The 11,867-nt window shown below is 48.1% G+C and carries 9 protein-coding genes; 4 read left to right on the top strand and 5 right to left on the bottom strand.

Annotation, left to right across the window (positions count from 1 at the left end):
- Positions 1-25: 25 nt before the first annotated feature.
- Positions 26-526 (bottom strand): UpxY family transcription antiterminator, encoded by a 501-nt coding sequence (locus tag KJS94_RS16470; RefSeq protein ID WP_214448340.1) that lies wholly within the window; start codon positions 524-526, stop codon positions 26-28.
- A gap of 640 nt (positions 527-1,166) precedes the next feature.
- On the bottom strand, positions 1,167-2,228 hold the full coding sequence (locus KJS94_RS16465) for a glycosyltransferase (protein ID WP_214448341.1): 1,062 nt from the start codon (positions 2,226-2,228) through the stop codon (positions 1,167-1,169).
- A gap of 258 nt (positions 2,229-2,486) precedes the next feature.
- Between KJS94_RS16465 and KJS94_RS16460 the strand changes: the two genes are divergently transcribed.
- Positions 2,487-3,905: a hypothetical protein gene (locus tag KJS94_RS16460; RefSeq protein WP_214448342.1), complete on the top strand. Its 1,419-nt coding sequence runs from the start codon at positions 2,487-2,489 to the stop codon at positions 3,903-3,905.
- Positions 3,906-3,927: 22 nt separating this feature from the next.
- On the opposite strand, the gene KJS94_RS16455 is transcribed toward KJS94_RS16460, so the two are convergent.
- Positions 3,928-4,431, bottom strand: coding sequence for an acyltransferase (locus KJS94_RS16455; protein WP_214448343.1), 504 nt, complete (start codon positions 4,429-4,431; stop codon positions 3,928-3,930).
- A gap of 614 nt (positions 4,432-5,045) precedes the next feature.
- Between KJS94_RS16455 and KJS94_RS16450 the strand changes: the two genes are divergently transcribed.
- Positions 5,046-6,197, top strand: coding sequence for an acyltransferase family protein (locus KJS94_RS16450; protein ID WP_214448344.1), 1,152 nt, complete (start codon positions 5,046-5,048; stop codon positions 6,195-6,197).
- Between the two features lie 58 nt (positions 6,198-6,255).
- Here KJS94_RS16450 and KJS94_RS16445 read toward each other — a convergent pair whose 3' ends face one another.
- Positions 6,256-7,455, bottom strand: coding sequence for an alpha/beta hydrolase-fold protein (locus KJS94_RS16445; RefSeq protein ID WP_214448345.1), 1,200 nt, complete (start codon positions 7,453-7,455; stop codon positions 6,256-6,258).
- A gap of 301 nt (positions 7,456-7,756) precedes the next feature.
- Positions 7,757-8,773: a lysylphosphatidylglycerol synthase transmembrane domain-containing protein gene (locus KJS94_RS16440; protein ID WP_214448346.1), complete on the bottom strand. Its 1,017-nt coding sequence runs from the start codon at positions 8,771-8,773 to the stop codon at positions 7,757-7,759.
- 989 nt (positions 8,774-9,762) lie between these two features.
- Between KJS94_RS16440 and KJS94_RS16435 the strand changes: the two genes are divergently transcribed.
- Both KJS94_RS16435 and KJS94_RS16430 read left to right on the top strand, forming a co-directional pair.
- A complete protein-coding gene (locus tag KJS94_RS16435) occupies positions 9,763-10,584 on the top strand; it encodes an alpha/beta hydrolase (protein ID WP_214448347.1) in 822 nt (273 codons plus the stop codon).
- 306 nt (positions 10,585-10,890) lie between these two features.
- Positions 10,891-11,805 carry a GlxA family transcriptional regulator gene (locus tag KJS94_RS16430; protein ID WP_214448348.1) on the top strand — a complete coding sequence of 305 codons (915 nt, stop codon included), beginning with the start codon at positions 10,891-10,893 and terminating at the stop codon, positions 11,803-11,805.
- Positions 11,806-11,867 lie beyond the last annotated feature (62 nt).

Below are 11,867 nucleotides of genomic sequence, written 5' to 3'. Positions count from 1 at the left end.
TGAAACCATTAATAATATATCCGGGTCAAGATTGAATGCTCACTTTGTCCTTGCCGATCCTGGCGACCAGTTTCAGGCCCAGGCTTTCGATCAGGAGCTCTACATCCTTTTTCCCCTCCGTGATCACCCTTGCTTCATGGTCCATGAAAACACCGGCATTGATCACCACTTTCACGCCGGGTTCCAATGCCGGCAGTTGCTCTACTTCAACATGGGAATGTTCGCCAAGGAAACGCTTGATCTTCTCGATCTCCTCCTGCTTTACCCTGGCAGGCTTGCCCAGCCAATACACAAAGTTCACCACCCCATCCAGCATGCGGACATCGGTCTTCTCCTTGTCAGAGAGGCAAACGAATACATAACTTTTGAACAGCGGTTCCTCGATCACTTTATACCGGTCACTCCATTTCCGCCGTACTTTATTTAAGGGACAATAGCTTTCAAACCCTTTTTTATGCAAGAGTTCATTCACCTTTTTTTCCCACCTTGGCTTGGTATACAGGGCATACCAGGATCTTTTTTCCATAAGCGCAATTTCCTGAACTCACTGTTTAAAGGCCTTAAGTTAACCAAATTCACCGTACAACCATGCGCCCGGGCAGGGCTTCGCCACCTCAGTCACAGTCGACGACTCTGACCAAGCATTTTCAGGCAAAAGGATCACCCGGGCCTTTGGAACGGGCCACTCTCAACTACAATCATGCCAAACAATTCGCATAAATTGATTTTCAACCATTTAAATCAAATATTGAACGAATTGCCAAGCAAGCAATGTTACTATTTTTTTTACTGCTTAAACTAATCTGCCTCCCGGAAGATTGCCGGTTAACCTGGTTAAAAAACAAAGCCGGACCCCTGTTATATGCGACAAAGGCATAGACGGGACAGCTCCCCCCTTATGCCTTTGTTGAAGATCAAATAACCTTATGTAGCGATCGGATCATATTCTTAAGCCAACCAATTCAGGGTCCAGTTGGTTCCGGAAAGGATACCCCTTTCCAATATTGCGCAAATATAAGGGATTGACAATTGAATAGTTAGCAAAAGGCAGGAGGAACATAAATCCATGACAATGACCCTCTTGGGGCAGTAAGTGCACGGGCTTACAGACAAGCGGGAAAAATCTTGCCGGTAATTTTTATAAGGACCCCACCAGGGAATACCCATCAAATGATCTCTGCATAGTTGATGACCGGCGGAGTAGCTTTTTGCGGGGTGGGCCGGGCACCATTCCATTGGGCTTCCAGCACTTTCCGCCGCAGGGCAATGTATTTCCCTTTCAATTGCAAGAGCCTGAGGATCCTGCCCTTCTCCACTTCCAGCATGAAGTCCTTGGAATATCCAACCCTGTTCTGCACCCTTTCCCCTGAACTGAGGAGGGTGATGACTAACCTGGCCATCGATTTGGTCAAGGCCTTGACCCAGCTTCCTTTGTAACTGCCTTCCTTAAAATCACCGGTCTCCCGCAGGTAAACCGCAATGGAAGGGGAGGCATAGCCAATATAGAAAAATAAACGACGGGCATACCGATGCTGTAAACGGACCCGGGGAATATAATGCCTCAATACCAGGCCTGGATGGTACCAGACCAGGTAACCCATCCGGGCGATGGCATAACAGATCTCGGTATCCCCGCCGCAGAACAACTTATCCTTGTAGCGGTCAGAGTTCAGGTGGGTGAATCCCATGGCAAAGAGCTGCTGGTAAACCTGCTTGCGCACGGTCATGCCAGCACCCCAAACCGCTTCCATCGCCCCTTCCTTTTGCGCCTGTTCCCCGATAGCATAGGATACCTTGACCTTCTCGAACCATTCAGGGGGATCGGATTCATAGACCCCTATAGACCTGCCGCCCAGTATAGCCACATCCAGCCGGGATTCCATGAAATCAAAGGACCTTTGTACATAGTTTTCCTCCAGCCAGTTATCATCATCGCAGAACAGCACATAGTCATAGGCAGCGGCATCGATGCCTTTCTTACGGGCAAAGCTCAGGCCCGGAGTTGGCTCTTCCACAACTTTACAATTACCGGAAGGGAAATAGATGGCGAGTAATTCCTTGGCAAGGGAGAAAGTGGTATCCTCTGAAGCGTTGTTCACGACAATGACCTCCATGGGAAAGCCAGGGCGCAGTTTTTGCTCCGCCAGATGTTCAATGGTCCTGCCCAAGCGGGCAGCACTATTGAAGCAGCAAATCACGACTGTGACACCTTTTCCTGCTTCGGCCATCTGCAACTTTTCGTTTACGAAGTAAAACGGTTAAGACAGGATATGGATTCAGGGAGGTCCTTGGGATTGATTGCAATAAGGATAGGCGTAATCTACCCGCTGGACTTAAAAATATCTGGAAAAATCATAATTCAAAAGCTTTCAGCTGAATATCTTCAATTTTATCAGTTAATTAGGGGTTGAATTATCACCTATTGGTTCAAGGCCCCTACCTTCCACCGGGTGATCTCCCATAAAATCAAAATCCAAGCCGATAAAATGAAAAAACTCCTGCTTTTGCTTTCCCTGGCCCCGTTTGGACTGGCGGCCCAGAACAAGGACTGGAAAGAACTGCAATCCAAACTGGATTCCGCAGCCAAGGTCAATGGCACTGTGTATATCGAAAGGAATTATACCATCGACAAACCCCTGATCGTCCATAACTGGAATGGCAGTGAATACAAACAGGTCTCGATCAAGATCATCGGCAATGCAACTTATTCAGACAATGAAAGGGTGAGCCAGATCCGTGCCACCTTCAAGGATGCGCCCATCTTGTCGATCCAGAAAGGGGTGGGCTGTATCATCAGGGGGATCAATTTCAGAGGTGCCTATACGCCCCCCGCACTCTCCACGGCCGATTTCTACAAATCCGACTTCGACAAATACGGCGACCCCAGTTGCCGAGACAGTTGGTTTTCCCCCTATGCGGCCCTTTGCCTGGACCCTTTTACGAGTGCCCCTCCGGCAGATGGGGGCTACCCCGGGTTGAAGGAATGGTACCGGGGACCGAAGACCAGGGGTGGCTGCACCGGCATCAGGGTGGAAGACTGCACCTTTGGGAATGTTACCATTGGGGTAATTGTTTCACCCAATGGCTATACCCAGAACGGGGAAATGCTGGAGTTCAGGAATATCCGTTTCAAGAATTGTAAGGCAGGCTTCGTTGGCTGCCAGGGACAGGAAAGACTGAACCAGATCTCCAATGTGATGGCCTGGGAGAATATCCATACTGTTTTCGTGTTCAATAAGTACGGTGCCAGCCAACCTGGCCACTATATCATCAATGGGGTGAATATTGCCGGGTCAGTGGTGAATATCATCCACCGCTACAGCGGAGGTTTTGCCCCATTATATATGTCCAATGTGTATGCGGAGTCCATACTTTCAATTGGTCTATGGGACGGCAATAGCGGAGACGTCCTCAGCAATTCCCTGATCCATTTCAGGTATCCGGAGGAACTGGGCTTCCTGCCCGATTTCCAGTTGAAGTCCTTCGGCCTGAAGATCAACAATTGCACCATCCGGTACCTGGGCAGGTTGTCCATGCCCTTATTGATGTATTTCACGGAAACTAACCAAGGCAGTTTCTATGTTCCCAACATTAATAACCGTTATGGATGGGACACCACGAACATGAAGGGATTCAGGATTCATACCCCCTTCCCCCAAGACACCAGGAAGGTGGAAAACCATAAAATCCAACTCAAGATCAATCATAAGCCATTTATCGGCACTGTAGAAAAGGGAGACTTTATCGTTTTCATGGCTGTGGATGACTGGGATTACAGGGGCCAGGGCATGGTAACGGAAGTGAATGGTCCGAATGTCACTGTGGATTATATCAGTCCCTCCATCAAAGACCTGTCCAAGTACCGGATAGGGGTGTACAAAATGAATAAAAAGGAAAAGAAATAACTGCACTACTCGTGAGGGGGTATTACTCCCTCACAGTATTCCCCTCCCTGTCCACCTTCCCCACCACCCTAGCGGGGTTACCCATTACCAGCGCGTAGGGCGGAACATCCCTGGTCACCACAGCGCCAGCGCCCACCATGGCGTATTCCCCAATACTTACCCCGCAGATGATAGTGGCATTGGCCCCAATGGAAGCGCCCCTGCCTACCAGGGTAGGACGGAACTCCTGCTTGCGTTCAATAAAAGCCCTGGGATTGATCACATTGGTGAAGACCACCGACGGGCCAATAAACACTTCATCGGCCAGGCTCACGCTATTATAAAGGGAGACATTGTTCTGGACCTTTACCCCATTGCCAATTATTACATTGTTGTCGATGTAAACATTCTGGCCAATGGTGCAATTGGATCCCACCACAGCCCCGGGCATCAGGTGGCAGTAATGCCAGATCCTGGTTCCCTCACCCACCACGGCACCGGTGTCTACTATACTGCTGGGATGGATAAAGGCTGTAGGTGATAGCATGGGAGGGGTGTTTGGAATACAAAGGTACGGAGTTGTTTTGGGTAACGCAAAGTGCGCATCGCCGGCCTTAGCTTTCGCATCGGCAGGCTAAGAACGCAAAGCCTTGCTGCGCCAAATCAGCAGCTTCTTTTTTTCCCAGAAGGGTCTCCTTTACTTCATCCCCAGCAGGGTCTCCTTTACTTTCATTTCCCCAGCAGGGTCTCCTTTACTTTCATTTCCCCAGCAGGGTCTCCCGAAGGGGACCCTGATGAATAGTAGGAGAGAATTTCATCGGTAGTCCTTTACAACCACGCCCGCTGGTATGATGAGATGCACTATCCCCCGTCACCCCCGTTGTGTCTGATGACCAACGGGCAGTTGGAAGATGAGCTTAGTTGGTGGCCGCATAAATATTCCGTCTTTTATACATCGGGGTCCCCTTCGGCCGCGCCCGCTGAGGTTCAAAATGTTTAGGGTGACCAACTAAGCACTAACCCTTAATCCAACCAACTATTCCCAAAACTTTCTAACTTCCCTCCGCATTTATTAAGCCTATCCCCTGATACCGGTGCACCACTAACCCTTATCCACAAACGAAGATCAACATTACCGATCCCAAACCATAATATATCCCCATGAACCAACGCTTTTACTCCCTCGACGTTTTCCGGGGGGCAACGGTTGCCCTGATGATCCTGGTGAACAACCCGGGCACCTGGAGCCATATCTACGGCCCGCTGAAGCATGCCGACTGGCATGGCTGCACCCCAACTGATCTCGTCTTTCCTTTTTTTCTCTTTGCCGTGGGCAATGCCCTGGCCTTCGTGATGCCCAAGATGCAGCAGATGGAGAGAGCCGCCGCCCTCACCAAGATCCTGAAGCGCGGGGCATTGATCTTCATCATTGGGCTGCTGCTCAACTGGTTTCCCTTTGTGAGGTGGGAAGGACAGGAACTGGTATTCAAACTCTTTTCCACCCTCCGGATCTTCGGGGTGCTGCAAAGGATAGCGCTGGCCTATACCTTCGCCGCCCTGATCGCCTATTTCTGGAAGGTGCGCGGGGCATTCTTTTCCGCCATCGTCATTCTTTTGGGTTACTGGGTGCTCACCGCACAGATGGGCCATCCCGACGATCCCTATAGCCTGGAGAATTTCTGGGGCACACATATCGACCGTTACCTGCTGGGCAATGACCACCTCTATAAAGGGGAAGGTGTCCCCTTCGACCCCGAGGGCATTGTCAGCACCTTCCCTGCCATTGCGCAAGTGATCTTCGGCTACCTGGTAGGGGATTATATCCAGCAAAAAGGCAAGAACACCGATATGGTCGCCAATCTTTTCGTGGCCGGCGTAGTATTGTGGCTGGCTGGCATGGCCTGGGGACTGGTCTTTCCAATCAACAAGAAGATCTGGACATCATCTTATGTGTTGTACACAACAGGATTGGCCTTGCTCATCCTGGCGACCATGATCCAATTGATCGAATTCAGGGGCTGGAAGGGAAGATGGAGCAGGTTCTTCGATGTTTTTGGCAAGAACCCCCTGTTCATTTTCGTATTGAGTGGTTTATTGCCCAAAACGCTTGGACTGATCCGCATCCCGAATGGGTTCAACGATGAGGGACAACCGAAATACCTGAGTCCGCTGGGATGGTTCTATGAGAACATCTGCAAACCGGTGAGTGATGTGCCGGAGAATGGATCGCTGTTGTATGCAGTGCTGCTGATCATCGGCTACTGGGCCATCGCCTGGTGGATGGATAAGAAGAAGATCTATGTGAAGGTGTAGTTTTTTTCGCCACAAAGGCTCCAAGACACCAAGGAGCACTAAGGCGTCTTTGTGCAACTTAGTGTCTTTGAGTCTTTGTGGCCCCAACCCCTTCCTCAATCTCTTTTTCTAATTCCTTTACTTCTTCCCGGCTATAGAAGCCATTGCCGATAAGTCCTTGCTTGGCCTTATTGAAAAATTCCGCTGCGGCCTTTTGGTCGCCTTCCTTCAAATAAGCATTGGCAATACTGATATTCGCCTCCGTAAACATGGGATACTCCTGCAGCACGATCATCCACGCTGCCCGGGCATGCGCATATTGCCCCTGGTTATAGAACTTATACCCGATCCCATTCAGCACCGACAAGCCCAGTCCGATCTCCTCACCATAGTGCCGCTTCATCTGCTGTTTGAAGCCATTATACACTTCTTCAGAAAAAGGCTCCTGGCTCTGCAACAACTGCAACATTGCTTCCGACCAATAGTCAAAGATCTCCACCAGCGAAGGCATTAACCCCAGTCCCGGTACGGCCATATGCCTGGCATTGTAGAAGGCCATGCCCTTCCAATTAAACTCCTTTGAAGGTTTTGTTTTGGTAAGAAAAGCTTGCATCAGATCATAATCCCTGGTATCCGTGAGGGAATCACCCGTTACAAAACGGTAATAAACGGTATGGTCCAGCTGAGTAGGAGTCAGTTTGTTGCTCAGGCTATCCACCAGGTTCACCTTGGGTTGCACATAAAAAGGGCTGAGGGATATGACCCCTGACAAATCAGGAAGTTTGCTCGACAATAAATAACTGCTGAAATACCCGAACCTGGAATGACCGATGAAGAACCGCGCACGACCGACATTCCATTCCTTCTCCGCCCAGGGCAGCAGTTCTTCATACAGGAAGCGCACCATCTGCTCGCCTCTTGCCTGCTCTGTAGAGGGCCGTAAGGAGGTTTCCAGGAACCTTTTCTGGTTGTTCTCGGAAGCCACACCAATGATCACTGCTTCAGGCAGCTCATCGAAAGAGTACAGGTAATTGATGGATTCGAAAGTCTGCCGGAAGATCCTCTTGTTCTGTCGGTCAAATACCACGATCACGGGATAACGCGAGGCCTTGGCCTTGCTGAAACTTCGGGGGAGGATGACGGTTACACCCCGCTGCTCCCCCAGGAACCTCGAGGCAATGGAAGTATCAATAGGGCTTTGGTAATAGTCGGATGCCGTCTGGGCAAGTCCTGCAATGGCCATCAGGCAGGCGCAGCAGAGGAGGGCTATTCTTTTCATAGATGAAGGTGTAAATACCATCGGGATATATAGAAAGACAAAAATATACGTCAATGCGGAAAGAACAAATGGTGGTAGATTATGGGCCACAAAGGCACCCCCAACAATGCTGTTGGGGCAGGCTAAGGTACGAAGACACACAAAGACGTCTTCGTGCAACTTTGTGTCTCCGCGTCTTCGTGGCTCCCAAAAACTTTTACCCCATCAGGATCCCCTGTGGGAGACTCCACTGAGGTTATAGATCCCCAACGGGAGAAAAAAATCACATCGGGAATTGCCCACTATGGCAATTATCGGAACCCTATCCTGCTGCGACTTTATGCCACCTTTTGTTGAACACAAATCCTAACGGAATAGGGATCCAAAATGACAATAACCGATATACAAGGGTAATAATAACGGCACTCGCCAGCGGCACGCCTAAAGTCACAAAAAAGTAAGTCATACTGCTTTCATAAAGGATAAGCCCCCCTGGCAGAAAGGGGAGAACTGAAACAATCTTCGTGGCAACCAGGCAGATAACGATATGAAACACCGAGAGGGAAATACCTAATCCTACAAACAGGGCATATAAAGTAAAACCATCTGCAGCCACAACCAATAACTGAATCAATAAAGCTTTTAATACAGACCGCTGATGCTGGCGCAGGAAGGCTCCCAATTGCAGCTCACTGGTGGACAGCTGATCCGCAAGTCGATGCTTGCTTGCAAATCTTTTAAACAAGCGGCCAATCCAATTATTCCTGCCGGCGAATCCTATGGCTACCCCAAACAACAGGTAGATCAGCATGCCTGCGATCAATACTACTTTAAACACATGGGGCGTACCGGATAGATACAGACTTCCGGCAAGCAACAGCAGCAATAGTAATTCCATGGCGGCATAAAAAATAACCAACTCCGTGATGATCAGGGACATGATATGTTGCGTAGACATTTTGTACCCCGACAAAAACCTGAAGAAATAGGCATTCCCACTGATCCCGGCACTGGGTACCGTCTGGTTGAAAAAGAGGGAAACAATGGATGCCTTAACAAGTTGCCACAGACCGGGCAATTGCTGCTCCTTATAGCATCTCAACAAAACAAGATAGATCAGGGCGGTAAAGCAATAGGTCAGCAACTGTCCCACCAATGCCAGGAATAACCAACCGGGATTGATCTTTTCCAGGAGAACAAACTCCTTTTTGATCTCAGCGAAATAATAGAGGACAAAAGCAAAGACCGCGACAAAGAGTAGAAAGGACCATAACCAATACCGCTTATGGAGGACTTCGCTTTTGGAAGAAGGAGCATCATTGTTGGGCGCAACGGGCATTACCTACGAGGTTAAAGAACAATTCCCGATTCCAATGCAAAGATATCTACTTAACGATACATGATCTTCCAACTATTTCCTTCACAATATTATACCCTTCATTACTAACCTAACAGGATCTGCCATACCAACCTGTAAGGGTCTGCCGTACTACCTTACAACCCCAGCAGGGTATCACATACAACATTACTACCCCATCAGGTTCTCACATACAACTTTACTACCCCAGCAGGTTCTCACATACAACTTTACTACCCCAGCAGGGTCTCACATACAACTTTACTACCCCAGCAGGGTCTCTCGAAGGGGACCCTGCTGAATGGTGGGATGGAATTTAATTGGGTCTTCAAAAGGACCGCGCTCGCTGAGGTTATAGGCAAAGGCATCGGGGTCCCCTTCGGGAGACCCCGCTGAGGTTATAATACAACCAACTTACTACCCCAGCAGGTTCTCACATACAACTTTACTACCCCAGCAGGGTCTCACATACAACTTTACTACCCCAGCAGGGTCTCCCGAAGGGGACCCTGCTGAATGGTGGGATGGAATTTAATTGGGTCTTCAAAAGGACCGCGCTCGCTGAGGTTATAGGTAAAGGCATCGGGGTCCCCTTCGGGAGACCCCGCTGAGGTTATAATACAACCAACTTACTACCCCATCAGGTTCTCACATACAACTTTACTACCCCAGCAGGGTCTCACATACAACTTTACTACCCCAGCAGGGTCTCCCGAAGGGGACCCTGCTGAATGGTGGGATGGAATTTAATTGGGTCTTCAAAAGGACCGCGCTCGCTGAGGTTATAGGCAAAGGCATCGGGGTCCCCTTCGGGAGCCCCCGCTGAGGTTATAATACAACCCAATTGCCACGCCATCAGTAGCTTATTCCTGAAAGCATACTCTCTTGAATTGAATGGCCGATTCTGACAACAACCTGTCCCTATTAACCATAAAGGCCGGGATACTTTTGTATTACAAAACTTAAAGAACATGAAAAAGCAAAATGTTACATTCAAAAGAATCCAAACCTTCATAGGATTAGCATTGGTTTTGATATTGCTGAACTCTTGCACAAAGGAATTATTCACCTCCGGTACAACCAGGGAATTCAGGCTGCTATCCAATACCAACGGCGCATCCTACCAGATCCAGGTTGGATTGCCCTACAACTACAATCCAACAGACACCTATGAAACGATCTATGTACTGGATGGCAAGGAAATCTTTGGCTATGTTGCCAACAGGTGCAGGGAGATCTCGGATAAACTCGGGGTAAAGAATGTGTTGGTGGTGGGTATTAGCTACGGAAAGGATCGCAGCATAGATTATACGCCCACCAAAGTCAGTTCTATTACTGGAGGGGCACCCCAATTCTTAAGCTTCATCGAAAATCAGCTGATACCTAAAATAGAAAGTGAGTTCCACGCAAGTCCTTCCAGGGAAAGCAGGATGATACTCGGCCATTCCTATGGAGGCTTATTTGGCGCCTATGCCTTCTGTGTTAAGAACAAGATATTTGGCAACTATCTTCTGTTAAGCCCTTCCTTCTGGTTCGACAATCAGGTTACCTTTAAAATGGAAAAGGATCACAGGCTTGGTAACAGGAATAGAAAGCAATTAATATTCATGGGAATTGGAGGAAATGAAGAGGGTGACAGGATGCTGGCTCCATTTGAAACCTTCTACCATACCCTTCTTAATAATTATCCTAATGTAAAACTGGAAAAAAATATAGAAAGGAACCAGGCGCACATGGGTTCAAGGGAACCCAATATCATCAAGGGCCTAGAATTCTATTTTAAAAACCGTTGAAGGGAGAAAACTATCGTCAAATTTCAATACCTAATAGTTTAAACTAAACAATAACATTAAATACCAAAACTTCAGGTACAGAGTACCAACGAAGACAACGCAGATTACAAACAAAATTGCATAGGCAAAGCGTGGGGCTTCGATAAAAAATGCATGTCCTGGAGTTGCAATAAAGCAATTGCTTTTTAGGTTCACCTACCAACCCATTCGGGACGGTTTAATATGGCCTGAATTGACCTTTAACTGGCCGATTTCTACCTGATCTTCAACCTACCTTTACCTAAATAACCTGATAATATACAGACAATGAAAACAGTAGCATTTATCATACCTCCAACTGTAGAACTACTTGACCTCGCAGGACCCGCCCAGGTATTCACAGAGGCAAAAGTTCATGGAATGGACATTAACATCCAGTTCTTTAGCTATAGCGATGATCCGGTTAGTACCGCTGGTATCGGATTCGGACAGATAGCCAACTTTAAAACCGCCATCTTAAAAGAGGGTGATTTCATATTTGTACCGGGCATGGATAATGAATATGTCAACAGTATTGCCTTCAAAGCCGAAAGGTCATTTTTCAATTGGCTAAAAGAATGTTCAGACCGGGGCATCACGGTGTGTTCCATTTGCACAGGCGCTTTTGCATTGGGACATGCGGGCTTATTGAAAGACACTGAATGCACCACCCACTGGAGAAGGGTGGAAGCTTTACAGAAACAATTTCCCCAGGCAAGGGTAAAAGCTGATATTCTGTATGTAAAGAGCAACAACGTGTACACAAGTGCCGGCATCAGTGCAGGCATTGACCTTGCCCTGGCCATTCTAGAAGAACTGAAAGGGGCATTGTTTACACATAAGGTAGCAAGGGGCCTTGTGGTATATCACAGGCGAAGCGGCACCCACAATCAACAAAGTGTTTACCTGGACTATAGAAATCATATCCACCCCCAAATACATGAGGTTCAGGATTACATGATCGAAAACCTCTCGAAAGAAAACGACATTGAATCCCTTGCAGAAATGGTGGGAATGAGTCCAAGAAACCTGAGCAGGGTGTTCAAGGAAAAAACAGGATCCACGGTGCTGGAATATTTAACCCTGCTGAGAAAAGAATTCGCCAGCACCATGCTCAATAACCCGGAATACACTATTGAATATGTCGCCTCCAGATGTGGATTTAAATCATCCAGGCAATTAAAAAGGATATTGAAGAATTAAGCCCGAAAGCTGTTTATGCTGCACCCCTGAAAATCTGCCAATGGCTACTTGTAATCATCATT

The sequence above is a fragment of the Flavihumibacter rivuli genome, assembly GCF_018595685.2.
Taxonomy (GTDB): Bacteria; Bacteroidota; Bacteroidia; order Chitinophagales; family Chitinophagaceae; genus Flavihumibacter; species Flavihumibacter rivuli.
The sequence above is the reverse complement of the archived record's forward strand: the minus strand, read 5'-3'. Positions and strand labels throughout refer to the sequence as shown.

Coding starts and splice junctions, on each gene's coding strand:
- KJS94_RS16455 (WP_214448343.1), bottom strand. CDS start 4,431: ATGCTATCACCTACAGCCTTTATCCATCCCAGCAGTATAGTAGACACC.
- KJS94_RS16460 (WP_214448342.1), top strand. CDS start 2,487: ATGAAAAAACTCCTGCTTTTGCTTTCCCTGGCCCCGTTTGGACTGGCG.
- KJS94_RS16450 (WP_214448344.1), top strand. CDS start 5,046: ATGAACCAACGCTTTTACTCCCTCGACGTTTTCCGGGGGGCAACGGTT.
- KJS94_RS16465 (WP_214448341.1), bottom strand. CDS start 2,228: ATGGCCGAAGCAGGAAAAGGTGTCACAGTCGTGATTTGCTGCTTCAAT.
- KJS94_RS16445 (WP_214448345.1), bottom strand. CDS start 7,455: ATGAAAAGAATAGCCCTCCTCTGCTGCGCCTGCCTGATGGCCATTGCA.
- KJS94_RS16440 (WP_214448346.1), bottom strand. CDS start 8,773: ATGCCCGTTGCGCCCAACAATGATGCTCCTTCTTCCAAAAGCGAAGTC.
- KJS94_RS16430 (WP_214448348.1), top strand. CDS start 10,891: ATGAAAACAGTAGCATTTATCATACCTCCAACTGTAGAACTACTTGAC.
- KJS94_RS16470 (WP_214448340.1), bottom strand. CDS start 526: ATGGAAAAAAGATCCTGGTATGCCCTGTATACCAAGCCAAGGTGGGAA.
- KJS94_RS16435 (WP_214448347.1), top strand. CDS start 9,763: ATGAAAAAGCAAAATGTTACATTCAAAAGAATCCAAACCTTCATAGGA.